We start from the raw sequence: 24,982 nt of genomic DNA, 5'->3' as shown, positions 1-24,982 counted from the left end.
GGGCTGAGATAGGAGACGGGTAAGAGTTGGAACTCCAATCGAGTCCCAACTCTCAATTCCTAACGCCACGGAAAGTTGCGAATAGAGCCGTCCGTAATGGACCGCGTTGAAATCCTTGTGAGCCATGATATCCATTCCATGGTATGGCCGCTCAGGGTAAATCGAGCGGCGAGACTGTATAGCCTATTACTACAGTGAACGACCATAGAAAGCCGATGAGATGTTCGGATCAGGTCTACGGTTGCTGCAGAGTTAAGCATATCTTCGGGTGCTGGCAAGGTAATGGCCTGCAATTATTTTTATGCATGGCTTTTATCTGTCTATTATCTTCGCCCTAACAGTTGGTTAGCATCATTTTAATCGAAAAAACTCTCGCGGCGTCGCTTTTTTGGCAGATCACATTTATTGACAACGATGTATAAAGTATATTTATAGCAAACAGCTTTAATATTTCTGTGTGGTAGCATGATCCGCTATATCGCAGTGCTGCAGCATTGACATGATCGCGGCCGTTGGGTTTCTCGTCCCGATTGATACCTTACAGAACAGCCGCATCAAACTCGCAGCCCTTTGACCGCCTGCCGCAGGAGCAGCAACGTCGCCTGGACGAGCTGCGCGCCTTGCCCGGCCAGTTGGCCGTGCCTGCCGAGCCGGAGCAACCTGCCGACACTCAACGTGCTTTATAGATATTCAGCGAAGTAGGACGCGAGCGGACGATCTTGGAGCGACTACTTCTGCGAAGAAGGCATCCCTTAATTGACCTGCGGCTTGTCCAGTTCGGGTGTGCGCCGCGAACTCTAAGCACCGTCTTCGCGCGAGGGAATAAGGGTGTTCGCTGTGCCGTGCTAGCCAATCCACTGCTGTTCGATTGCCTTTCCCCAGCGGTCAACCTTGAAGAGGTGGTAAGTCGCGGTGCGCTCCAAGAGCTAGTGTCCTGTCTCCGAAATAAGTTTCTATCCTGAGCTATGCTTCTGTGGTCAGTCAGTGCTTGGAGTGATCACATGAATTCTCAGGACATCGCGCTCAGTGAAGACGAACACATTGAACTGAGTCGGCGCCTAAGATCAGCCACGATCAGTCAGCGCGACGGTCGTCGGGCGCGGGTGATTTTACTGGCGGCTCAAGGCTGTTCGCGCAACGAGATTGCCCAGCTGACCGGTCTCTCCGTTGTTTCAGTCACTCGCTGGTGCAAGCGTTTTCAAGAGCTGCGTCTGCAAGGCCTGGTGGATCTGCCCGGACGAGGTCGCAAGCCATCCTTGCCGGCCGAAGCGTTGAAGCGAACCCTTGAGCAAGTCACTCAGCCGCGGATCGGTCAGCCGCGTTGGAGCTGTCGAAGCATGGCTCGAGTCGCCGGCATTTCACCGGCCAGCGTCTAGCGGATATGGGCCGCCAACGACATAAAACCGCACCTGACACGCACCTTCAAGCTGTCCAATGACCCGAACTTCGAAGAGAAATTCAGGGACGTCATCGGGCTGTATCTGGCGCCTCCCGATAAAGCTCTGTTGCGATGAGAAGAGCCAGGTTCAAGCCTTGCAGCGCACGCAGCCCGGATTGCCATTGGGTATCGGTCATATCCGTACACAAACCCATGACTATGTTCGTCACGGCACGCTCACGCTGTTTGCGGCGATGGATTATCTACAAGGTCGGCTGATCAGCAGCATTGAAACTCAACACCGACATCAGGAGTGGTTGGCTTTCCTGAAAAAGATCAACCGGGAAACCCCCAAGGGCCTGCAACTGCACTTGATCGTGGATAATTACGCCACGCACAAGCATCCGGTGGTCAAGGAATGGCTCAAGCGACATCCGCGATTTCACATGCACTTCACCCCGACCTCAAGCTCCTGGATGAACATGGTTGAACGCTTCTTCCGAGATATCACCGTTTACTTACGTGATGGCAGCTTCAGTTCGACACGTGAATTGGCCAGCTCCATCACCACGTTTTTAACGTTACACAATGCTCAGCCAAGCCGATACGTCTGGAATGCAAAAGGTGAAGACATCTTGCGCAAGATCCAGCGTGCACGAGAGGCGATGGCATCACAGTCTAAAGAGAACGTTTTTTCTGAGACTGAACACTAGAAGCGCTTGCGCTCAATGCCAACCATCCTAACTCTATCTTTTCGAGCATGATAACTCGCACGGAATGCTTTTCCGAACTTGATGAGCGCAATTGCAAATTTTTGCTTTCCCGGCTAGGGGACAATCCTCGGCTTGCAACTCCTTACGACGATACCTTTCTTGATGGCATGGATGACTATAGCTACCACGAGGTTTTCACAGGCGCCTGGGAACTGACCATGACTGTTCCGACAACCCAGGAATGGGCGCATACGCTGTGTGACTTGCTCTCCAAGGCTCAACCGCCTGTCGGCATCAAGAATATTGAGCAACTCATAGAGAGATGGCGTATAGATCCGCCCAAGAAAGATGATGACCCTTATTACAATTACAATCGCGGCTATGGATTCTACCTGCGGTCTCGGTTAGCCGATTTGCTCAATGCTGATGAACGGCTTCTGAACTCACCCGATCGAGCTCTCCTACAATAGTTCTACCGTCGATTTAGTCCGCGGGGTTTCGAAAGCTGGCCTGAGTATCTTGCCAAGGACGGTGAGGAGTTCTTTCGGGAAACTCTTGTAAATCACGCTCTTTGGAGTTCTGGAAAAGAGAGGGAGAGATTAAGCGAAATTGCGTGGTCTTATTCGAGCGGCGACGACGATCTGACTATGCCAAATGACTATCGCGCATATGAAAAATTATATATGGAAAATTATCCAGAATGGTTTCGCGATATAGATACCGAGCACAGTGACGATTCAAGTGCAATCGCGCGAAGATCGGAATCCCTCTTAACCTCAATTAACGAAAAGGTCGACGCTTTTGTAGCGGAGCGGGAGCGGCTATCAAAAAGATGGTGGCGGTGATACGTAACTGTGTAAGTGACAATAACTCAAAGATCACAGGTCGTCCTCGGGATTGTTGGGGCGGTACTCTTTCGCAGTACCGGAAGAAGTCGCACGTGGAGAACTGCGACCATTGCGCAATCCAGACGAGGACCTGTGATCTGAGCGAGTCTGGTCTAGGCTGCTTTATTATTTATTGGCCTCTTTCATGAACGCATGGCTCATCACTTGGGAAGGAACAAGCGGTCCAGCTCTGGAGCCAGACCAGAAGATCATCGCCATTCTGTCATCCCGGCGCGCTCCCGCTGCTGTCGCCGATCTTGTTGATACCCTCTACTGTCGAAGCATCGACTCGGCCTACGACATGGTTCTCTTGGCAAACAAACGGAAAGTGCGAGAGCACCAGTACATGCATCTAGGAAGCACATTCAATCGTTTTTTGTACGGGCGGAACCCTTGTATCTTTGCTCGCGTCGTATCCGACCTCAAGGTTGAACGCAACGAGGCGCAAGGAACGGAATTCGTAACCTGGAGTGAACTGCCAATCTTCCAGAACGCTCCAACTGGCAGCACACCTGTCGAGGTGGAGCCGGCCCGAAAATGTCAGCTTGTTCGTAGTCTGAGACCGCTTTCCTATGACATCCACGCGCGTGAGGCCTAATTTCTCGGTTAACACAGACCGCCTGCAACGTTGGGCACCAAGGAGAGCGCATGGTCATCTTCAAGTGGGTTTGTTTTCTTATCGCAGGCGTGGCTCCGTTCGCCGCCATTGCTTCGCTTATCGGAGCGTTTTGGGGACTAGGCGGTTGGGGTTGGCTACTTTTCCTTTGGTTTGGTTTTACAGGCATGTTTTCCTTCATTGCAGCAGAGCAGTTTGATAGTGCCCCTGGTTTTTCTACTGCCATGGCCGCCTTGTCGCTTGTGACCCTTGTGGCAGGCGCTGCATTCGGCTTGTCTGATCTGCCTAGTAAGGTCTCAGTGTTTTATGCACTACTGGCGCCGTTACTGATAATCCCAATCTTTGCGTTGAAAAAAGGTCGTAGATAGTAGGAGCTATGCCGAGATAAGGGGAAAATTCAATCATTTGGTCTGCAACTATTTGTCGGGATTGAAAGTTCCGGAGACAACGCAATAGGCATCCGCAGATTGGCCGAGGTGGTCAGCCATTTAGGAGGAATTGAGGTGGTTGCACGCAAACCTTGTATAGAGAAAACGCTTGTGACGCGAATGTCCTAATTTTTGCCTTGTCTCGGCACGACCCCTTATAGGGGCAAGGATAAAAACCCATTCGAAATTGCGTATATAGCGAAATAGTTTTTCGTAGTGCTTGCAGATAACCCACAGCGCTACTAAGTTCATTGAAACATGCGAAAGGAATCACCCCGCTGCCTCGGAGGCTTGTTCCCTGCTGTCGCGCTTTATCCGGACACCTGTCGCATTTGCTTCGGCGGATATCAAGAAAATCATAACGTCACGAAAACAAACAGAATGTTAAGCGACATTGGCTGGCGTGTTATACGACAGGGATGTCGCCTAATAGTAGTTAGGGATCTGTATGGAGTGAGGCTGCATATTTGACTCATGCGATCACAACAGCCCTAGATAAGAAGTAAAGCATCCCCGCCGCCAAGCGGCGGAATCCTAAGCGTTTTTCATTCGACACCTTTGCCGTAACAGGAGACTACTATGAGACAGATTCAGAAGATCACAGTCAACAACAAAGGCGGGTACGTATTCAATTTCTCAGTCCAATGGCTTGGTAGCGACGGCAAGTGGACTACCTCCGACTGGAACAGCGGCAACTACTCCGTGGGATTTTCCCGAACCACTCCCGACCTTAACACGATCGGTGTCCCGGCCGATGCGCTGGCTGTGACGGTCTACGGGCACGCGGTGCTCGGGCGTTCCGGTCAGGGAACGCCGTTTCTCGCTTTCGTGCCAAACGGTCAGATCGCAACATATGATGCAGTCGGGACTACTATCATTGGCTTTGCAATCAATTTGATCGAGTAGACAGCAAACTTACCCCGGTGATGCCTGGCGTCAACTTTCCCATGATCCATAGTGAGATGGTTGGCGCCAGTGTATCTCCTTCCAAGACCGTCTACTTTAAGTTACAAAAACCTACCTGGAAGCCACAATGAGACAAGTCGAGAGAATTGGTTGCCTTAACAATGGCATCTTTGTCATGAACTTTTCGATTCAATGGTTTGATTCGAAGGGGAGTTGGCATACTTCTGCTTGGAATAGCAGTAACTTCGACAATGGCCTGTACAAGGTGAGTCCTCCACTTTCATCGATCGGAGTCCCGGCGGATGCGATTGGGGTGGCGCCTTACGTTTCCGCGGTTCTGGGAACAAGTAACCGGGGGACACCCTTGGTGCAGTCGGCGAATAACGGCAGGCTGGCCGCTTACGAAGTCACGGGAACGACCTTGGACTTCAAGGTCCAGCCTCTGCCGTGGAGGAACTGGGCTCAGAACATCATTTATACGATGACGATCGATGGTGAATACTACTTCTCTCCGACGAGCCTCGCTGAACTTCAAGACATCGTACGCCAAGCCGTGAAGGCTGGAGCGACAGTGCGCGTTTCCGGCCAGCGGCATGCACAGCCGGCGCTAGTCGCCGAAGACAATCGCGTCGCCCCGAGTCCCACCCGCTGGCTCATCGACCTCTCCTGCTATAAGGACTTAGGTCCCGGCGGCAATCAGTCCATCGTGTTGCATCCCTCGGAAGGTACGGTCACGGTGAATACTGGCGTCCGCGAGGACGAGTTGGATGCGTTCCTGACCACGAATGACATGATGCTCAAGACTGTTACCGCCGGCGGCTTCTTCAGCCTTGGCGGGATGACGGCGGTCGACGTGCATGGCGCGACAATCACCGCGCCGATCTTCGCGGAAACGGTCTCGGCGTTCAGCATCATGGGGCCGGATGGCCAGGTGAAGACCATCGACACACAGACTCCGGCAGTGGATGGTTGGTCGCTCTTACAGTTCGCGCGCGTCTCTCTCGGTGCGCTGGGAGTCGTCACCTCGGTCACCGTGGATGTGATGCCACGCCCATGGGCCACGACGTTGAGATCGGGCAAGGATACCAACATTACATGTAACGATGAGCAAACTTTCATCACTCAGTTTAAGACGCGGCTCGCGAGCCATGACCGCGTTGAGTCCTTCTTCAACCCGTACAACAACAGCTTTCTCGTCTTGTGGTGGGACGTGGTCTCGTCCCCGTCGACGAAGACTCCAAACTTGAGGCCAAGCATCCCGGCAGCGTGCGCCCTGGCGGGAGAGAATGTCTTCGGCGCGCCCTATTTGATACCGATGGAGCCCATCATCGAGCCTCCCCTCATCGCGGCTCAGTATGCCGGAATCACAACTGCGGCGAGCGCGATCATTGATGCGGGATACCTCACGGTCGAAACGCTCTTCGATCAGGCCACGACTGTCTACTCTGACTTGTGGCTGACCAAGGCGTCCCGCGTGATCTTCATGTCCTATTTTGTCGAACTTCCGGCTCTCGACGACGCAGGGCTCGGCAAGGCCTGGCAGGGCCTTAACGCGGTGATGGCTCGTATCAAGAGTTCCACCGACTTCCTAGTGGTTGCCCCGATGGAGTTCCGGTTCGTCCGCGGCGGCGACACCGCATTGGCTGGGACGTACACGGAAACCCCCAATGCGACCTTCGTCAATCTGGACCTTATCGGGTACGTGCCGGCCGTCGCGGCGTCTGAGTACCCCAACCGTTTACTCCATTTCTTCGCAGACATCGAGCGTGCCTGGGTTGCCCTGGGAGGAATGCCGCACACCGGCAAGATGTTCGGCTTCTACGACCCGAGTCAACCTGCTGGAACTTTTTCGCCACCATTCAACCCGGGGTTCATAAAGGATCTCGCGAAGCGCCGCAGTGCTAGAACCAAGGCCTTCGACTCCTACCGCAGAACCTGCGATCCAAAGGGTGTTTTCCACAACAATTTCGTAGCGGCGCTGCTGGGAGACACGACTCAATAGAGTTTACCTCCGTAGGATCCTGCGCCGTGCGCACAACTTGCAAATTGTCGATCGAGTTTAGTAGCAGCCGAAGCGGGCGATCTACGTTGAAATCTGAGCAACTGGCAGGGTAATTTTACACAGCAGATTTCAGCAGGAAGCGCACCGACCTGGCCACCTAGGGGTCATGCCGATTGAAAAAGACATAAATAACAATGCGTTGCAGACAGAATGAGTGAATTTTCCCCTTATCTCAGCATGACCCCGTGAAGACTCGCCCATGGCCAACCTGATGCTGTCGGTCATGGGGGCCTTCGCCGAGTTCGAGCGAGCGCTCATTCGTGAGCGACAGCGCGAGGGCATCGCTCTGGCCAGGCAGCGCGGTGCTTACCGAGGTCGCAAAAAAGCCCTGTCCGACGAACAGACCGTCGCACTCCGGCAACGAGCGGCTGCCGGTGAGCCGAAAGCCCAGTTAGCCCGTGAGTTCGGTATAAGTAGGGAAACCCTCTACCAGTACCTTCGCACGGATGACTGATACATGCCCCGTCGCTCGATACTCTCGGCCACTGAGCGAGACACTCTGCTTGCGCTGCCGGAAAGCCAGGACGATCTGATCCGCTACTACACCTTCAACGAGTCCGACCTGTCGCTGATCCGTCAGCGACGGGGTGATGCCAATCGCTTCGGCTTTGCCGCTCTGTCTGCTGCGCTACCCCGGTTACGCGCTGGCCAGCGACAGCGTGCTGCCCGATCCGGTCATTGAGTGGGTGTCCCGACAGGTTCAAGCTGCCTCCGAAAGTTGGGTGAAGTACGGTGAGCGCGATGTAACACGCCGTGAACACGCTCAGGAGTTGCGTACCTATCTTGGCTTGCTACCGTTCGGGCTGTCAGACTTTCGCGCCTTGGTACGCGAGTTGACCGACCTGGCCCAGCAGACCGACAAAGGCCTTTTACTGGCCGGGCAGGCTCTGGAGAGTCTGCGTCAGCAACGGCGGATCTTGCCGACCCTGACGGTCATTGATCGGGCCTGCTCCGAAGCCGTGGCGCGAGCCAACCGGAGGGTTTACCCCGCCTTGATTGAGCCGCTGAGCCAGCAGCATCGGAACAAGCTCGACGAACTGCTGACCGTCAAGACAGGCAGCAACAGCACCTGGTTGACTTGGCTGCGGCAGTCACCGTTGAAACCGAATTCGCGGCACATGATGGAGCACATCGAGCGGCTGAAGATATTTCAGCTAGCAGCGGCTTAAAGCAGGGGCTCAAGGACCCGCCAGAACCTGCAGCAGGCCATCCATAGGCCCTAAGTCCTGCAGGTGCTGCTGGTTGTCGCGCCACCAGGGCAGCAGCGCATCGCCGAACATCGGCTTGGCGACGAAATAGCCCTGCGCCTCGCCACAGCCCAGGTCACGCAAGAGCAGCCAGTCTTCTAAGGTTTCCACCCCCTCGGCGACCACTTCGAGGTTGAGTTTGCTGGCGATATCCAGGGCGCTCTCCAGCAGAATGCGCAGGTGGCGATTATGGCTGGCGCCATTGACGAAGGCGCGGTCCACCTTGAGTTCGGTGCAGGGCACCCGCGACAGCTGCAACATGCAGGAAAAGCCCGTGCCGTAGTCGTCCACCGACAGGCCGAAGCCTTTCAGACGCAGACGCGCCAGCGTGCCCAGGGTGGTGCCGAGATCGGTCATGATCGCGCGCTCGGTACCAAAACTGGGTATTTGCAGCGCAAACCAAAGTCGGCGGTGTAGGTCAACGACGGCAAGCAGCTGGACGGCGAGTTGCTGCAATACCTGTCGCCGCTGGGCTGGGAACACATCAACCTGACCGGCGATTACGTCTGGCGGCAGAGCCGCAGGCTGGAGGACGGGAAGTTCCGGCCGCTACGGTTGCCCGGAAAACCTTAGCGTAATCCACTTTAAGCTACGCTAAATCACTAAGGTGCTCGTCGCTCGCGACTTCAAAAGGAGGTCAGTGTGGCTCAATTTCTGAATGACCACCGCGGTCACACAATATTTCCGCACGCCTCAGGCCCCACGGTTGGCCCGTGGGTTGCCTCGTACTCTGCGTGGCACATCGAGCCCCGAACAACTCTTACCGCGCAGTCTGCCAAGGCACATTACCTGGCGTATACCAATCGCCTGAAGAAGCTCATTCTGCTGCAGTCGCTGAAGCGAAGCGCAGTCTCGATGCGTTACTCGATTAGAAGTGACCCAAGCGATGCGTTGTATTGGGCAACGGCACCTCGGAGCCCAACGCTTCCAGCGAGCAGACACGCGACAGCGGGCGTCATCCGTTACCAGCCGCTGCTTATGTCAGAACGTTAAGGCTCCCAAATCACACCATGCAAACGCACCTGTCTCACTGCGCCAACTGCGGCAAAAGAACGGTTACGGTTTGGCGAAACTCTAGCGCCTATTGCTCTGAATGCGGGGCTTCGCATGCCGACATGGCACAGAGGGGTATGAATACCGCCGGCCCTTGGGATGACTGCCCTTTCTGCCAAGATCGTCATTACTATGAGCTCGTTGAAGGCGAACTAAGGTGTGAAGAATGCGGCCTTGCCATAGATATAGCGCGCGCAAAGTGACCTGACCCGCACCATGGGATTGCTGCTGTCTGGCATCGACTTGCGCGTCAATCAGCACGGCGAGTGGTTCTGCTTCGAAGTCAATCCATCGCCGGGCTTCAGCTATTTCGAGGATATGACCGGGCAACCAATCGCGGCGGCGATCGTTGATCTGTTGGATGGTAAGGGCTGTTACACGGCTCTATCGAAGGTGGGTAACTTTCGATGAATCTCGATCTCATCGTCAGATAGAAAGGCCGTAAGAGCCTGAGAGAGCATGACTCTCCGATCGGTTTGAAAGGAGTTTTGGGCATGTGGCGACCTAAAGCGCTGGAGCTAGCTCCTTAAGTAGTTATCACCTTTGTAGAGAGGTGCCTGCCCACGCCGAAGCACCAATCGCCAAAGCCGCACCTGCAAGCGTGGCTTTAGCCATAAATTTGCGGCGTCCAAGAGTTGTGAAAAAGTCAGAACTTGAATCGGATTCTGGCTTGTCGCTGTTCATGGATAAACTCCTCAAAAGTTGTTCACGGGGGCGCACTTTATGCGCATAGAAACCGTGATCCAGTGGCTACTTCGGTTCAAGTTTCATCGTGTGTCAGTGAGGATGAAAGCGAGCGATAAGCGTCAACTTGCTCGAGAAGAACCCTAGCTTTGTTTTCGGTAGCTTCGGCTGCATCTGCGCCAGCGATGAATCGAGCGGGCGGGGTTTCGCTACCGGCAAGCTGAACAATGGCAACTGCCAGTTTCGCAGGGTCTCCACTTTGCTTACCGCTCAGGCTGCTCAAGGCTTTGACGGTTTCAAGCGTCTTTTCCACGTAGTCTTCGATTACCGGATCTACGAAGGTAGTGGAGTCGGTGGTGAGCAGCTCGGTACGAAAGAAGCCAGGCTCGACCAGCATGGTCTTGATGCCAAAATGCTCTACCTCAGGGGCCAGCGACTCCATCCATCCCTCGACCCCGAATTTTCCCGCTGCGTAGGCGCTGCAGAAGGTGCCGCCGACGATGCCTGCGGTGGAGGAGATGGTTACCACCAAGCCAGACCGTTGCTTGCGAAAAACAGGAAGTACCGCACGTGTCACATTCATGGGCCCGAAGAGCACGGTTTCGATCTGGCTACGAACATGCTCCGTCGTGAGTTCTTCAAAAAACCCAGCATAGAAATTGCCAGCGTTGTTGATCAATACGTCGATCAGGCCAAACTCGCTGATAGCGGCTGTTACAGCTGCCTCTGCATCCTCGGGACGGGTGACATCGAGCTTCACCGTCAGGAGGTTTTTGTGGGCGCCTACGGCGGCCTCCACCTTTTTGGGATCGCGTCCGGTGGCGACCACAGCGTGACCTGCAGTCAAAGCCACCTGAGCCAAATGGACGCCAAGGCCTCTGCTTGCGCCAGTGATGAGCCAAACCTTTTTGTCAGCCATGCGATTTTCCTTGGAGGTTGAGGATCTTGTGTCTGGCCTGGCGAGGGCTCTTATCGCCCGGTCACCACGTAGATCCATTCTCTCGTTCAGAAGGTGCGAAGGTTTGCATGGTCTGGGTAAAAAATTGCCTAAAACGACGAATCGAATCGTCCTCAGCATCATCGCCAGAAGCCGGCGGCTTAGATCAACAGTATTTAAATTGGAACAGGCAACCATCCCGATGGAATGGGCAATCAGTCCTTGTGTCTGCCCCCGCATAATTTTCGGCTAAGCCACGTTCGCCCGAATGTAGCGGTACCAACCGCTTGTACCCGCTGGCTAGGCGTTACTGGATTTTATTGGAGAGGCCACTATGGCAGACCGTAACAGGGTTCAGCTCACGATCAATGGCGAACATCGAGCCCTTGAACTCGACTCTCGTACCACTTTACTGGATGCCGTTCGTGAGCATGCGTCTCTCACTGGAACCAAGAAAGGATGCGATCAGGGGCAATGTGGGGCTTGTACGGTTCATGTCGACGGCGAGCGGGTATTGAGCTGTCTTACCCTCGCGGTACAGGTTGAAGGGCGTAACGTGACCACCATTGAAGGGTTAGCTCAGGCTGACGGTACGTTGCATGCCGTGCAGGCCGCCTTCGTGGAGTTCGATGCTTTCCAGTGTGGCTACTGCACCCCTGGCCAAATCATGTCAGCGGTTGCTTGTATACAAGAAGGACACACCGGGTCGGACGATGCCATACGTGAATACATGAGCGGCAACCTCTGTCGCTGTGGTGCATACCCGCACATCGTCACGGCAGTACGAACTGCGGCGGCACGTTTGCAGGAGGGCAAGGCATGAGGGCCTTCGATTACGTTCGCGCCAGCGATATCAGTAGCGCGTTCCAGGAAGTTGGTCTCCCCGAGACCCGATTCCTGGCAGGGGGTACGACATTACTCGACTTGATGAAGTGTGGCGTAGAGCGTCCGGCACGCTTAGTCGATATCAGTCATCTGCAAGGTTTAAACGACATCACGGCCGGCGCTCAGCAGATCCATATCGGTGCCTCGGCGAAGATGAGCCATGTCGCCGCCCACGCTCAGATTCAGAGCCAAGCGCCCGTTTTAAGTGAAGCCCTGTGGCGTGCTGCTTCAGCACAAATACGAAACATGGCTTCGATAGGCGGCAACCTTTTACAACGCACCCGGTGCACCTATTTCCGTGACCCTGCTGCTTACCCTGAGTGCAACAAGCGTAACCCTGGCTCAGGATGTGCGGCCCTCAACGGGAATAATCGCAACCATGCAGTGCTGGGCGGGAGCGATGCCTGCATTGCTGTTTACCCCGGTGACCTGGCCGTGGCGTTGGTTGCGTTCGATGCCACTTTTTTGATTCGTGGTGCAACAGATCGGCAAGTGACTGCGGATGACTTTTATCGGTTGCCCGGGAGCCGCCCGGACATTGAGCACGACCTGTCTACAGGGGAGATGATTGTCGGGGTGGAAGTACCTGTGGTGCCAGCTCTCAAACGCTCTCATTACCTGAAAGTGCGTGATCGTGCTTCGTATGAGTTTGCTGCCGCCAGCGCAGCGGTTGGTGTCGAATTCGAGGACGATGGCCACACCATCAAAGATGTCCGCATTGCCCTGGGTGGAGTCGGCACCAAGCCATGGCGGGCACGTGAGGTCGAGCAAGCGCTAATCGGGAAGTCGTTCACTGAGAAAGTGCTGCGTGACGCGTCTCGCCATGCCGTTGATGGCGCCCAGGCTCGTGAGCATAACGGCTTCAAAATAGTTCTGGCACCCCGCGTCGTCGCGCGCGCACTGATGACCGTCGGAGGCTTGGCATGAACGAACTATTCAACCCTAGAATTGATCGGCGGACATTACTGAAAACTGCCGCTGCAGGATCTGCTGTCGCGTACACAGGCCTCATGTTCAACCCATTGACCGGGGAGGCGGCGCCGCTGGTTGGGAAGGAACCCAACGGCTCTCTTGGCGAGCGCGCACCCAGGCAAGAGGGCGGCCTCAAGGTGCGAGGTGAAGCACGCTATGCCATTGAGCATGCCATCGACGGCATGTTGTACGGCGTTGCGGTGCAATCGACCATTCCCGCCGGACGGGTCGCTGGCATTGACACTAGCCAGGCCGAAAAAGCGCCCGGTGTAGTTGCCATCTACACGCATCTGAACCGACTGGCGATTCAGCAAGCCATTCCCTTTATTAAAGGCGGAGCCGCCACGGAGAACTTCACACCTTTGCAGGACGACCAAGTGCGCTGGAATGGTCAGCATATTGCCCTGGTAGTGGCCGAAAGCTTTGAACAAGCCACTGAAGCCGCGAGTCTGGTCAAGGTCAGCTATGAGCAAACGCATGCGATCATTGACCCTGACGACCAACGCGCAAAGCCTCAGCCCATTGATGACCTGCAAGCGAAATGGGGCGACGCGAAATCGGCCCTCGCATTAGCTGCGGTCAAGGTAGAAGGCGTCTACACCACACCTCGCGAGTACAACGTGCCGATGGAGCCCCATGCGTGTATTGCTCACTGGAGTGGGGACAATTTGACGGTATACGAGTCCAGCCAGTGGGTGGGCGGTGCCCGTAACGTCATCGCTCAGTGGATGGGGGTGGACATGTCTAACGTTCGTGTTATCTCTCCATTTATCGGCGGTGGGTTTGGTTGCAAAGTGGCGCCACACCCGCATGTCGCCATGGCCTGTGCGGCATCGAAGGCATTGGGTCGGCCTTTGAAGTTATCGCTGACACGTCCACAAACGTTCACTGGGTACGGTGGTCGACCTCGCACCAGCCAACGACTGGCGTTGGGTGCCACGAAACAGGGCGTGCTTGTCTCGGTGGTGCATGAGGGGTGGAATGAGACCGCCATTGACGATACTCACTTGGAGCCAAGCACTTCAGTGACGGCGCTCATGTACGCCACGCCTAATATGCTCGCGCGCCACAGCATTATTCCGGTGAATACCGTCAACCCAGGCTGGATGCGTGCGCCTGGTGAAAACATCAGCACCTATGCGCTTGAAACAGCCATGGATGAACTGGCCTATGCAGTCGGGCTCGATCCCATTGAGTTAAGGCTGCGCAATTGGGCCTCTCAAGATCCGAAATCCAACATCCCGTGGTCGACACGGCGTCTCAGGGAGGGCTATGCCGCCGGCGCTAACGCATTTGGTTGGGGAAACCGGAATCCGCAGCCGCGCTCAATGCGCGAAGGTCGCGAGCTGATTGGTTGGGGGATGGCAGCAGGTACTTACCCGGTCTGGCGCACCCCCGGAGAAGCCGGGATCATCATCCATCGAGATGGTCGGATCGAGGTACTGAGTGGAGGTACTGATCTTGGCACGGGTACCTATACGATCCTTGCCCAAACAGCCGCCGAAGTTCTAGACGTCCCGACCAGTTCGGTCAAGGTGAGCCTCGGCGATACGGATCTGCCCCGTGCACCCGTCGCGGGGGGCTCTCAGTTGGCGAACAATCTGACTGGCGCCGTGTACAAGGCAGCGAAAGTCGCACGCAACGAACTGCTGCGTCTCGCAACAACCGATCCGCAATCGCCACTGCACGGTATGGATATTGGCAATCTGGTGTTTAAGAACGGGCGAATCAAGCCCTCACAAAGACCGGGCGACGGCATAGCATTGGCAGATCTGCTAAAGGCACTTGGCAAGGATCGATTGGAGATATCCACGGACACATTCAAGGCAGGCGCTACGGAGGCTGATCGTGATGCGGCAGCGCATGGGTTTAGCCAAATGCAATCGGCGACTAGCGGTGGAGTATCGGCTCACAGCTGGGGCGTGCATTTCGTCGAGGTTCGGGTAGACGAGGACTTCGGTACGGTCAGGGTCAAGCGCATGGTTGCCGCGTTCGATAGTGGCAGGGTGTACAACCCGAAGCTTGCCGAGAGCCAGTGGATGGGCGGGATGATCATGGGGCTTGGCCAAGCGTTATTTGAGGAAGGCCACATTGATCGTCGTGACGGTCGCGTTATAAACGCAAGCTTGGCGGACTATGTTGTTCCGGTGAATGCCGACGTCCCTGAAATCGTCACGATCGATGTCGGCATACCTGACCTTGCCGCCAGTGTACTGGGCGGGAAAGCGGTGGGTGAGTTGGGCATCGTTGGGGTCGCAGCGGCGATCAGCAATGCGGTTTACCACGCCACAGGCAAGCGTATTCGCGATCTACCGATCACCATGGACAAGCTGCTCTCCTGACCCATGAACAATCTTGACCTTCAGGTAATCGAGCAGGCAGCGAAGTGGCTTGAGCAGGAGCAGGGCGTCTGGCTCTGCACTGTCCTGGCCACCTATGGGTCGGCTCCGCGTAGCCCAGGTGCAATGTTGGTGGCGCTGCAAACGGGAGACGTTTGCGGATCGCTGTCAGGAGGCTGTGTTGAAGAGGACTTCCTAGAGCGACTGGGTCGCGAGGAGTTTGCTCATCGCAGCCAGATCATTCGTTATGGCGAGGGTGGATTTGCTCCAAACCTTGCTCTGCCGTGTGGCGGCGTGCTCGATGTTCTAGTGGAGCGCTTTGAACCGGGCTGCCAGAGTCGCGAACACTGCGCGGTTCTATTGGATGCGCTGAAGGGGCGTCAGCAAGTAGTACGCCATGTGAAATTAGATTCCGACCAAGTGCAAATCGAGACAGACACTACTGAGTGTGCGCCGATTTCTGTCGAGCCTGATCATGTCCGTATACGGATAGGCGCGGCTCAAAGGCTACTTATTGCGGGGCTTTCACCCGTCGCTGAATTTTGCGCGGGCTTTGCTGTGGCGCTGGGTTTTGAGGTAGTGGTGTGTGACCCACGTTCGGAACTGACTGCGCATTTCAACATGCCAGGCGTGAAGCTGATTGAAGTCCACCCAGCGACTTACATCTCTCAAGGCGGCTGTCATGCCGCGACTGCGGTCGTAGCACTGACGCACGATCCTCGTCTGGACGATTTGACACTCATGGAGGCCGTTATGACCCCAGCGTTCTATATTGGCGCCATGGGCTCAAAACGTAACAGTCAGAACCGCCTGGAGCGGGTCAGGCGAATTGCTCGGTTGGATGATCAAAGTGTCGACCGTATCCATGCGCCGATTGGTCTGAACCTCGGGAGCAAAACCCCAGCCGAGATCGCGCTTGCGGTTATGTCCGACATCGTCAGGGTGAAAAATGGAATTGTTCGTGACTCGCTGTAGCGTCGGGGTTTTAGGAGATGAATATGCAGGCTGCTTCTAAAAGGAATCTTGCCGACGGTGACACGGGTCATCTGGTTGATCTGGTTGATCTGGTGAGCCAGATTGTGCGCACCGATTGCGATTACCAGTCAGCCATCCCGGGTCTGAGCTTTTATCGACGTAATGCGGTTACGCAACCTTTGCACTGCATATATGGCTTGGGTATCGGTATGTGCTTGCAGGGCCGCAAGCAAGTCATGGTCGGTGAGGAGGTGCTCACTTATGCACCGGGACAATCCCTGGTCACGAGCGTAGACCTTCCAGTGATAGCGAATGTCACCCAGGCCAGTTTCGCGCATCCGTATCTGGGCATGATGCTGACTTTCGACAACACCATGGTTATGCAGGTGGCTGAGCGTCTGCATCTATCTCAACGTATGAAGGATGATGGTTTCAGACCTGTCACTGTGCAGACACTGGACGTGTTTGTGCTGAACGCTTTTGAACGGCTGGTTGCACTGCTCGATGAGCCTGGTTTGATCGCTGCAATTGCTCCGCTAATCACAGAAGAGATCGTCGTTCGATTGCTGAACGGCGCCCATGGGCCGCAATTGCTCCACATCGTCAGTGCCGGCTCCCCGAGCCAACACATCGCGAAGGCGGTGGCCTGGCTCAAGCTCAATTTCAGTCGGGCGCTGCGCATGGATGACCTGGCAGCTACCGCCTATATGAGCCCCTCCACATTTCGTCAGCACTTCCGGGCGGTGACCGGAATGAGTCCGCTGCAGTATCAGAAACAGCTAAGACTGCAAGCTGCCCGACAGATGATGTTGAGTCAGAATGTAGATGCGAGTAGTGCCGGCGGTCTGGTCGGCTATGAAAGCTCATCGCAGTTCAGCCGTGAGTACAGCCGTCTGTTTGGTGAGCCGCCTCAAAGGGATATAAAGCGCATGCGTGTGCAATAGCGGTATGGTTTCGACAGCGTAGGGCCTTGGCTGAACGGGTGATTTTGGTTTGAGTGCAAAGGGCCCTTCGAGGGCCCTTTTTATTGAGGGGAATGTCTTTGCTTTTGTGTGGGATCATCGCGCAGCTTGTGCAACCTTTATGACAGACAGCAAATATCGATAGAACCCTTTTGTATGGCGCTGAAATCATCGGGCCCGGGCCAATGGGCGCGCTTCCCCAGGAAAGCCTGAGGGAGGCAAGCTCATTGGGAAGGAATGTCCAATTCAGCGGGTTACTTTAGATTGCTCTGAAAAAAGCTCGTCAGCTTGTCGAAAGGGATGAGATTAACGCGATCATATAGGTCGACATGGCCGGCGCCAGGGATGATGACGAGCTCCTTTGGTTGACCGGCGAGCTTGTAGGCCTCCTCGCTGAACTCCCTTGAGTGCGCATCGGCCCCGGCAATGAACAACATCGGACGCGGAGAAATCGTCTCGATATCATTGAACGGGTAGAAGTTCATAAACTTGATGTTGCTCGTGAGTGTAGGGTGCGTCGTCAACTCTTTGGAGGAACTGGATGGCGTGTATTCGCCGCGTGGTGTGCGGTAGAAATCAAAGAACTCACGTTGAATAGGATGAGTATTCTCATCTAGCTGATGTACTGTACCGCTGGTGTAGAGAGTTTTACCGCCAGTGAATTCTGCATCACGCTGCCGCGCTGCTTGCGCGATGATGTCTTTGCGCTGCTCAAGTGTCTGCGAGTACTTCAGTCCATTGCGATTGGCTGCACCCATGTCGTACATGCTGACCGTTGCTATTGCCTTCATTCGAGGATCGATTTTGGCTGCACTGATGACGAAGCTGCCGCTGCCACAGATGCCTATCGCGCCAATTCGCTCTTTGTCGACAAAAGACTGGGTACCGAGAAAATCCACCGCTGCGCTAAAGTCCTCGGCATAGATATCCGGTGAGACAGCATTGCGCGGTCGCCCCTCGCTTTCACCCCAAAACGAAAGATCCAGAGACAGTGTCACAAACCCTTGTTCAGCCAGCTTCGTGGCATACAGGTTAGCGCTCTGCTCCTTGACCGCGCCCATCGGATGGCCAACAACAATCGCAGGGCTCTTCGTTTTACCGTCCAGGTTTTTCGGGATAAACAGATTCCCTGCCACATTCATTTGATATTGGTTTTTGAAGTTGACCTTCTGCACGGTCACTTTTTCGCTGGTATAAAAATTATCCGCGCCGTTGGACATATCGGCTCCTACTGCTGAGAGTGAACTGACAAGAAGCGTTAATAGAACAATGAGCTTTTTCATTGGAATCCTTGTTGATGCGGAGTCATCAGTCTTTAGAGAACAGCACTTGCACATCCCCGCGCCCTAGCGCCTGAGCCAGGTCAGCGGTGTCATCCACACGCCCGAGGCGCGTGTAGGAGTACGTCGAGTCGAACGTTGAATAGAAGACAACCAGCGTGTCCGCGCCATACAACATCAAGTCGCCGTTGCGGATCGTTCTCGGTTTGCTCGCATCGGCAGGCAGGTTTTCTGGAAGGCTGGCGTGTTTCTCATTGCGGTTGAGATCGCTCATGTCGAGCGTTAGCGGTAGTCGCTTGGCAAGCGCACCAGCGGCGGCGTTGTCGGCCAAGGTAATGGCGAAGCGTTGTTCCCCGATGGTCATCCACATGCGAGATTTCTCCGGTATCGAAGACGCCGACGCGGCATCATTCACAGATACATAACTACCCAACACGAGCATTGCAGACAGCAAACCAAGCCAACGAAGTGTCCTCATGACCCGTCTCCCGTAAAGTTGCGTAGCTCAAGCGGATTGAGGTGTTGTTGAACGGAATGTCAGCACCGTCACGAATGCGGCAAGCAGCAGCACGACTGCGCTAATGACGAAAGTGCTCTGATAACCGCGACTATCGAACAGCAGTCCGCCAACGGTGGAGCCTAGGGCGATGGCCAGTTGAATCACTGCCACCATCAAGCCACCCCCGGCCTCGGCATTGTTTGGTAAGGCCTGTGCGATCCAGCTCCACCAGCCCACTGGGGCGGCAGTTGCCAGCAACCCCCAAAAGCCAAGCAGTGCAGCAACGACAACGATCGAGGTTCCAAAAGGGATCAATGCCAAAGCAATCAACGCCATGAGCACCGGTATGACTATCAATGTCCGGAACAGGCCGCGTTTTAAAAAAAGGCCGATGATCATGGTTCCGATAAAGCCTGCAACTCCGATGATCAGCAGGATTAATGCCAGCGTGGATATGTCAACGCGCGTCACCGTTTCGAGGAAGGGGCGCAGGTAGGTAAACAGGGCGAACTGCCCCATGAAGAAGGCGCCGCATCCGGCCATGCCGAGCGCAACGGGTCGGCTCCGGAGCAGCTTCAAGACGTTGCCGGTTCTCGGTGTGCGCGGCTCTACCTTCATGGTTGGCAGGCTGATCCACAGCCAGATGAACGCAATCGCCGCTACTGGCGCCAGGCAAAAGAAAGCGCCGCGCCAACCGATGATCGAGCCCAGATAGCTGCCCAGCGGTGCGGCGATCACGATAGCCAATGCATTGCCACCGTTGAAGATGGCCAAGGCCTTGGGCACCTGAGTGGCAGGCACCAGCCGCATGGCCGTCGCAGCGGACATCGACCAAAAACCTCCGATGACCACACCGATGAGCGCACGACCGACCATGTACGTCAGATAGTTGGGTGCCAGCCCGACAATCACGCCGGAAGCGGCCATCAACCCTGCCAATGCCATCAGCAAAATTTTGCGGTTAAGGGTTCCGGCAATCCAAGAGATCGACAGGCTGGTCAGCACGGCGAATGCCCCGGAGATCGCAATGCCTTGCCCTGCCATCCCTTCCGTAACACGAAGATCAGCGGCCATCGGCGTCAGCAGGCTGACCGGCATGAACTCCGAAGCGATCAGTGCGAAGACACAAAGCGTCATTGCAAAGACGCCGCTCCAATAAGCAGGAGCATCCTTGGTGGCGGAAACAGCGCCCATGTGGGTCTCACGATCAGTTGTATTCATATCGGTAATGGTGACGAGTGAACGCGCGTGCGACTAGCTAATGAATACTTAATGAGGCTATAAGCATAGCTAATTAATTGACTGCAAAGGCGCCTGCACCATGGTCAGAAGGAATCTCAACGATCTGCTGTCCTTCGTGACAGTGGCGCGCGAAGGCAGCTTTACACGCGCCGCTGGAGTACTGGGTGTGACGCAGTCTGCGCTAAGTCAGGCCATCAGTGGCCTGGAGGCACGCCTGCAAATCAGATTACTGACGCGTACTACGCGTAGCGTTTCGCCGACCGTAGCGGGCGAGCGGCTTTTGCAAGCGATCGGACATCGCTTCGATGAAATCGAAACGGAGCTGGATATCCTGACGGAAATGCGCGACAAGCCAGCCGGCATGGTACGCATCACCTGCGGCGATCACGTTTTGCGGACAACATTGCTGCCCAAGCTCACTGCATTGCTGCACGAATACCCGGACATCAAGATTGAGTTCGACGTCAATTACGGATTCCGAGACATCGTGGCGGATCGTTTCGATGCGGGTGTGCGTCTGGGGGACACCATCGATAAAGACATGATCGCAGTTCCGATAGGGCCGCCGTTACGCATGGCTGTCGTCGCCTCGCCAGCGTACTTTACCTCCCGTGCCATTCCCAAAGGCCCGCGTGATCTGATGAGCCATAGTTGTATCAACCAGCGGATGCAGACTTCGGGCGGGCTTTATGTATGGGACTTTGAGCGGCGTGGCAAACAAGTGAACGTTCGCGTAGACGGCCAGCTCGTTTTCAACACGTCGACCCACATCGTAGATGCAGCATTGGCCGGGCTGGGGATTGCCTACCTGCCGGAAGAGGAGTTTGAACCGCATCTCCAGGAAGGCCGGCTGGTGCGGGTGCTGGAAGATTGGTGCCCGCCGTTTTCTGGATACTATTTGTACTACCCAAATCGTCGGCAACCCTCTCCGGCGTTTACGCTGGTTGCCAATGCACTTCGCGAAGCAGTCTAGATAAAGCGATTCGATGATTCAAAAAATCTCTGGCTTCGGATAATTGAAAGCGAAGTCAGCAAAATGGGATTTAGTTGCCCAGCTTGGCCCAGAATTCTTCTGCGGGAGTACTGATTGGGGCTGTCGGTCGCGTGAGATGAATCTCCAAGCGAATAACCATCCACACGCATGGCACCAGATCCAAGCTGCTCGATGCCCCGCTCTCGCGCAGATCCCGCATTCTTAGAACCAATTATCGAGTGCCCAACCTGGTATTTCATCTGAAAAAAAGCTACCAACCTCGGAAGCTGTTGACACACGGCGGGTCTGCGCATAATTTGTGTAGCACACTACATAATAGTAGGCTATATAAGTGAATTCGACATCACGAAGCGTGGCCACAGAGCTTTCCTTCGCGCTTAACGCCGCCGCGAACCGGATGGTTCGATTACACAAACCGTTCCTCGAACCGTTGGGCCTCACTTTCTCGCAGTACCTAGTCACGCTTGAGCTGCTGAACGGGTCGCCTCGCTCTGTCAGCGATTTATGTGATCGACTCGACATGGAGACCGGCACGCTTACGCCGCTACTCAAAAGGTTGGAAGCTGCTGGAGTGATTACGCGCACACGTGATGCCTCCGATGAACGCCGAGTGCTTATTGACCTCACGGAGCCTAGCCGTGCCATGGAGGATGAGCTTCGTAGCGTCACCGACAAGATCAGAACTGCGTGCCAGCTTACGCCCGAAGACCTTGAGGAGCTTCATCGCACGCTTGAAGGCTTGGCGAGACCGGCAATCAGTTAGTTCCTGCTCCGCACTGGGCTATCAAAAGCGGACTGCTTCGCAGAGCACTGGCAGCAGCGCAGAAAGGCAGCAGAGCAAAGACCCGCTATGCGCTTAGCCCAGCGCAACTTGCTTGGTTTTCGATCCCTCAAACAGGCCCGAGTTTTTACCAACCACTGCACGTCAGCTGAACTGCTATGCGGGCCCAACAGCGATCAACCAAGTAGTAACTTGAATATTGTTTATATGCGAGGAGTTATTTAAATGAAAATCGGAATTATCGGCGCAGGCAACATTGGGGCTACCCTTGCCCGTAAGCTCGCTGCGTGCGGCCATGAAGTTAAACTGGCAAACTCGAAAAGCCCTCAGAGCATTCAGAACCTTGCAAATGAAATCGGCGTACATGCGGTGACCAAGGAAGATGCTGTGTCCGAGGTAGACGTTGTGATTCTCTCGATCCCCTTCGCAAACTACCCTGATCTCAATCAGACGTTGAGTAATGTTCCCAAGAAAACCGTCGTCATTGACACATCCAATTACTATCCGGGGCGTGACGGGGCGATTAAAGAAGTTGACGATGGCAAGCCCGAGAGCGTCTGGGTTAGTGAGCAGATTGGCCGCCCGGTCGTCAAGGCATGGAACGCCGTCCTCGCCGCTACCCTTGCCGATCATGGTCAACCAGTCGGGTCTTCCTCACGCATAGCCATACCTGTAGCTGGCGGTGACATTAATGCGGAGGCAATCGCGCAGGATCTTGTAGAGGATACCGGCTTTACCGCGCTTGCCGCTGGAAGCCTCGAAAACTCATGGCGTCAGCAACCAGGCACACCGGCCTACTGCACTGAACTGAAATTGCCAGAGTTGAAATCGGCCTTGTGCGCGGCAGACAAGGCACGAGCGCCTCAAAACCGCGACGCACTGATCGCCAAGTTTATGGCTCCCGGCAGTCAGTTTACACATGAGCAAATTGTTGCCACGAATCGCGCCATGACGGCCTGACTACCGGATTAGGTGGGATCCGTATTTAGATTCCCAGCTTGGCCCAGAATTCTTCGGCAGATGGGCTGATTGGGGCTGTGGGGCGCGTGAGATGAATCTCCAAGGGAATGTCCCAGCTTTCGTCGAGCGCCCTGACAAGCCGACCGTCAGCCATTTCCTGTTCTGTCAGGCTTTTCGGTAACCATGCGACACCCTTGCTTTCCAAGGCCATAGACATCAGCACCGCCGCGAGGTGGCTGCTGAAAAGTGGTTTTAGGTGAAGGTAATCTTCCTTTCCATGCAGTCGGTGAGCGACGATCCGCCCCAGTCCGGACTCATGGGTGTAAGCGAGGTAAGGCAATGCCGCTGGGGAGGTGCCGAAGTTGGCGGAAGCACTCGCCAGAGGAACGAGCACATCCTCTCCAACCTTCTTGCCAATGAACTGATCTGGGGCCAGTAATGGTGGAACGTCGGGGTGGCGGTGGCAGAGCAGAAACTGAACCTGGCCATGTATCAGCATCTGCTCACAGACAGCCATGCTATCTGAGTGCAGTTGCACAGCCTCGATTGGAGCACCGTTTTCTGTGCTACGAAGCCACCGTGGAAAAAATGTAAACGACAGGGAGTGAGTTGCAGCGAAGTGCAGGGATTTAGCGGCCATTCCCGCCACCTCTTGAGCTTCGTTGCGCATCCTGTACAAGCGCCTGGCAGCCTCCTGAGCACTTGGCAAAATTTGCCTCCCAGCTTCAGTTAGAGTCGCCCCTTGAGGGGTGCGAACGAACAGCTGTACGCCCATCCAATTCTCTAAAGAGCGGATTCTGCGACTGAATGCCGGCTGAGTAACGTGCCGCGCTTCCGCCGCGCGAACAAAGCTGCCGTACTCCGCAAGGGCTGAAAAATCTTCGAGCCAGACGAGTTCCAAGGGCCATGCCTCCTGTGCATAGGGTGCGGCATTAATAGCATTGGGCGGGTGTCATCGCAAAGCATAACGTGGGGCCACCAACAACAAGAGGAACCCGTCATGCGTATCGTAGACATCCGTGAAAAAACCGTTTCTATCGCTTCCCCAATCGCCAATGCCTACATCGATTTTTCAAAAATGACCTGCTCGGTTGTGGCTGTCGTCACGGATGTGATTCGCGATGGTAAACCTGTCATCGGCTACGGTTTCAACTCCAACGGTCGCTATGGCCAAGGCGCACTGATGCGTGATCGCTTCTTGGCGCGTATCACGGAAGCTGACCCAGATACTCTCGTCGATCATGAGAACAACAACCTTGATCCGTTCGCCATCTGGAAAACCCTGATGACTAACGAAAAGCCAGGTGGCCACGGCGAACGCTCAGTCGCTGTCGGCACCATTGATATGGCTGTGTGGGATGCCGTTGCCAAGATTGAAGGTAAGCCCCTCTATCGCCTGCTCGCCGACCGTTACCGTGGCGGTGTGGCAGATGACAAGGTTTGGGTCTATGCGGCGGGTGGCTATTACTACCCTGGCAAAGATCAGACCAAGCTCAAAGCAGAAATGCAGAGCTATCTGGATCGTGGCTACGACGTCGTCAAGATGAAGATTGGTGCAGTGCCACTGGACGAAGATATCCGTCGCATCGAAGCGGTACTTGAAGTGGTAGGTGATGGTCGTCGACTAGCGGTCGATGCCAATGGCCGCTTCGATCTGAAGACAGGTATTGCGTACGCGGAGGCCATCAAAAAGTACAACCTCTTCTGGTACGAAGAAGTTGGCGATCCGCTGGACTATGAACTGCAAGCTGAGCTTGCAAACCACTATGAACTGCCCATGGCTACTGGTGAAAATCTGTTCTCCCATCAGGATGCTCGTAACCTGCTGCGCCACGGTGGTATGCGCCCTGATCGCGATTACCTCCAGTTCGACTGCGCCCTGTCTTACGGGCTCGTGGAGTACATGCGCACCCTGAAAGTTATGGAAGACATGGGTTGGTCTTCCCGCCGCGTAGTTCCTCACGGTGGTCACCAGATGTCCCTGAACATCGCAGCAGGTCTGCACCTGGGCGGTAACGAATCGTACCCGGATGTGTTCCAGCCTTTCGGCGGCTTCGCTGACGGGATCCGCGTGGAAAATGGCTATGTAGGTCTGCCGGATATTCCAGGTGTCGGCTTCGAAGCCAAGTCCGCTTTGTACGCAGTAATGCGCGAGCTGGGCGAAGGCTGATAGCCCTCGAAC

At 55.2% G+C, this 24,982-nt stretch carries 21 protein-coding genes and 4 pseudogenes; 18 read left to right on the top strand and 7 right to left on the bottom strand.

What is annotated here, in order from left to right; all coding sequences use genetic code 11:
* Positions 1–1,001: 1,001 nt before the first annotated feature.
* The 7 genes and pseudogenes from AC3I0A_RS13725 (at position 1,002) to AC3I0A_RS13695 (ending at position 8,159) form a co-directional block, all read left to right on the top strand.
* Positions 1,002–2,091 (top strand): annotated as a pseudogene (locus AC3I0A_RS13725) (IS630 family transposase).
* A gap of 1,032 nt (positions 2,092–3,123) precedes the next feature.
* Positions 3,124–3,576: a hypothetical protein gene (locus AC3I0A_RS13720; protein ID WP_489378370.1), complete on the top strand. Its 453-nt coding sequence runs from the start codon at positions 3,124–3,126 to the stop codon at positions 3,574–3,576.
* Positions 3,577–3,626: 50 nt separating this feature from the next.
* A complete protein-coding gene (locus AC3I0A_RS13715; RefSeq protein WP_489378368.1) occupies positions 3,627–3,962 on the top strand; it encodes a hypothetical protein in 336 nt (111 codons plus the stop codon).
* Between the two features lie 639 nt (positions 3,963–4,601).
* Positions 4,602–4,928 (top strand): hypothetical protein, encoded by a 327-nt coding sequence (locus AC3I0A_RS13710; RefSeq protein WP_489378367.1) that lies wholly within the window; start codon positions 4,602–4,604, stop codon positions 4,926–4,928.
* 175 nt (positions 4,929–5,103) lie between these two features.
* Positions 5,104–6,930, top strand: a complete 1,827-nt coding sequence (locus tag AC3I0A_RS13705; protein ID WP_489378366.1) for an FAD-binding protein — start codon at positions 5,104–5,106, stop codon at positions 6,928–6,930.
* A gap of 247 nt (positions 6,931–7,177) precedes the next feature.
* A pseudogene (locus AC3I0A_RS13700) lies at positions 7,178–7,444 on the top strand (helix-turn-helix domain-containing protein); the annotation flags it as partial.
* A 3-nt stretch (positions 7,445–7,447) separates the two neighbouring features.
* A pseudogene (locus tag AC3I0A_RS13695) lies at positions 7,448–8,159 on the top strand (DUF4158 domain-containing protein).
* 9 nt (positions 8,160–8,168) lie between these two features.
* Here AC3I0A_RS13695 and AC3I0A_RS13690 read toward each other — a convergent pair.
* Positions 8,169–8,720 carry an EAL domain-containing protein gene (locus tag AC3I0A_RS13690; RefSeq protein ID WP_489378364.1) on the bottom strand — a complete coding sequence of 184 codons (552 nt, stop codon included), beginning with the start codon at positions 8,718–8,720 and terminating at the stop codon, positions 8,169–8,171.
* Between AC3I0A_RS13690 and AC3I0A_RS13685 the strand changes: the two are divergent.
* Together AC3I0A_RS13685 and AC3I0A_RS13680 are read left to right on the top strand one after the other, a co-directional pair.
* Positions 8,664–8,810, top strand: a pseudogene (locus AC3I0A_RS13685) (Tn3 family transposase); the annotation flags it as partial. The gene AC3I0A_RS13690 and the pseudogene AC3I0A_RS13685 sit on opposite strands and share 57 nt — an antisense overlap.
* A gap of 696 nt (positions 8,811–9,506) precedes the next feature.
* Positions 9,507–9,701, top strand: a complete 195-nt coding sequence (locus tag AC3I0A_RS13680) for a hypothetical protein (RefSeq protein WP_489378363.1) — start codon at positions 9,507–9,509, stop codon at positions 9,699–9,701.
* Positions 9,702–9,827: 126 nt separating this feature from the next.
* Here the strand turns inward: AC3I0A_RS13680 and AC3I0A_RS13675 are convergent, their stop codons facing one another.
* Positions 9,828–9,974 carry a twin-arginine translocation signal domain-containing protein gene (locus AC3I0A_RS13675; RefSeq protein WP_489378362.1) on the bottom strand — a complete coding sequence of 49 codons (147 nt, stop codon included), beginning with the start codon at positions 9,972–9,974 and terminating at the stop codon, positions 9,828–9,830.
* A gap of 76 nt (positions 9,975–10,050) precedes the next feature.
* Entirely contained in the window at positions 10,051–10,893 is an 843-nt protein-coding gene (locus tag AC3I0A_RS13670; RefSeq protein WP_489378361.1) for an SDR family oxidoreductase, read from the bottom strand.
* A gap of 352 nt (positions 10,894–11,245) precedes the next feature.
* Between AC3I0A_RS13670 and AC3I0A_RS13665 the strand changes: the two genes are divergently transcribed.
* Genes AC3I0A_RS13665 through AC3I0A_RS13645 form a run of 5 tightly spaced genes read left to right on the top strand, consistent with a single transcriptional unit; the run spans position 11,246 to position 17,026 of the window.
* A complete protein-coding gene (locus AC3I0A_RS13665) occupies positions 11,246–11,734 on the top strand; it encodes a (2Fe-2S)-binding protein (protein ID WP_489378360.1) in 489 nt (162 codons plus the stop codon).
* Positions 11,731–12,723, top strand: coding sequence for an FAD binding domain-containing protein (locus AC3I0A_RS13660; RefSeq protein ID WP_489378359.1), 993 nt, complete (start codon positions 11,731–11,733; stop codon positions 12,721–12,723). Before AC3I0A_RS13665 ends, AC3I0A_RS13660 begins: the two co-directional genes overlap by 4 nt.
* Complete coding sequence (locus tag AC3I0A_RS13655) at positions 12,720–15,110, top strand: xanthine dehydrogenase family protein molybdopterin-binding subunit (RefSeq protein ID WP_489378357.1); 2,391 nt, start codon at positions 12,720–12,722, stop codon at positions 15,108–15,110. The genes AC3I0A_RS13660 and AC3I0A_RS13655 overlap by 4 nt, the downstream gene beginning before the upstream one ends.
* A gap of 3 nt (positions 15,111–15,113) precedes the next feature.
* A complete protein-coding gene (locus tag AC3I0A_RS13650; RefSeq protein WP_489378356.1) occupies positions 15,114–16,082 on the top strand; it encodes an XdhC family protein in 969 nt (322 codons plus the stop codon).
* Positions 16,083–16,105: 23 nt separating this feature from the next.
* Complete coding sequence (locus tag AC3I0A_RS13645) at positions 16,106–17,026, top strand: AraC family transcriptional regulator (RefSeq protein WP_489378500.1); 921 nt, start codon at positions 16,106–16,108, stop codon at positions 17,024–17,026.
* Between the two features lie 272 nt (positions 17,027–17,298).
* On the opposite strand, the gene AC3I0A_RS13640 is transcribed toward AC3I0A_RS13645, so the two are convergent.
* The 3 genes from AC3I0A_RS13640 to AC3I0A_RS13630 form a co-directional block, all read right to left on the bottom strand.
* Entirely contained in the window at positions 17,299–18,327 is a 1,029-nt protein-coding gene (locus tag AC3I0A_RS13640; protein WP_489378355.1) for an alpha/beta hydrolase, read from the bottom strand.
* Between the two features lie 25 nt (positions 18,328–18,352).
* Positions 18,353–18,766 carry a cyclophilin-like fold protein gene (locus AC3I0A_RS13635; RefSeq protein ID WP_489378499.1) on the bottom strand — a complete coding sequence of 138 codons (414 nt, stop codon included), beginning with the start codon at positions 18,764–18,766 and terminating at the stop codon, positions 18,353–18,355.
* 63 nt (positions 18,767–18,829) lie between these two features.
* Positions 18,830–20,017, bottom strand: a complete 1,188-nt coding sequence (locus AC3I0A_RS13630; RefSeq protein ID WP_489378354.1) for an MFS transporter — start codon at positions 20,015–20,017, stop codon at positions 18,830–18,832.
* A 127-nt stretch (positions 20,018–20,144) separates the two neighbouring features.
* On the opposite strand from AC3I0A_RS13630, the gene AC3I0A_RS13625 reads away from it, so the two are divergent.
* From AC3I0A_RS13625 to AC3I0A_RS13615, 3 genes are all read left to right on the top strand, one after another.
* On the top strand, positions 20,145–21,038 hold the full coding sequence (locus AC3I0A_RS13625) for a LysR family transcriptional regulator (RefSeq protein WP_489378353.1): 894 nt from the start codon (positions 20,145–20,147) through the stop codon (positions 21,036–21,038).
* Between the two features lie 418 nt (positions 21,039–21,456).
* Positions 21,457–21,822, top strand: coding sequence for a MarR family winged helix-turn-helix transcriptional regulator (locus tag AC3I0A_RS13620; RefSeq protein WP_489378498.1), 366 nt, complete (start codon positions 21,457–21,459; stop codon positions 21,820–21,822).
* Positions 21,823–22,065: 243 nt separating this feature from the next.
* On the top strand, positions 22,066–22,800 hold the full coding sequence (locus tag AC3I0A_RS13615) for an NADPH-dependent F420 reductase (RefSeq protein WP_489378352.1): 735 nt from the start codon (positions 22,066–22,068) through the stop codon (positions 22,798–22,800).
* A gap of 25 nt (positions 22,801–22,825) precedes the next feature.
* On the opposite strand, the gene AC3I0A_RS13610 is transcribed toward AC3I0A_RS13615, so the two are convergent.
* Positions 22,826–23,701 (bottom strand): LysR family transcriptional regulator, encoded by an 876-nt coding sequence (locus AC3I0A_RS13610; protein ID WP_489378351.1) that lies wholly within the window; start codon positions 23,699–23,701, stop codon positions 22,826–22,828.
* 99 nt (positions 23,702–23,800) lie between these two features.
* On the opposite strand from AC3I0A_RS13610, the gene AC3I0A_RS13605 reads away from it, so the two are divergent.
* Positions 23,801–24,970: a mandelate racemase/muconate lactonizing enzyme family protein gene (locus tag AC3I0A_RS13605; RefSeq protein ID WP_489378350.1), complete on the top strand. Its 1,170-nt coding sequence runs from the start codon at positions 23,801–23,803 to the stop codon at positions 24,968–24,970.
* Positions 24,971–24,982: the final 12 nt, after the last annotated feature.

This window comes from Pseudomonas sp. KH_024_B2, from assembly GCF_057839965.1.
Note: the sequence above shows the minus strand (reverse complement) of the source record. Positions and strands in the feature narration are given on the sequence as shown.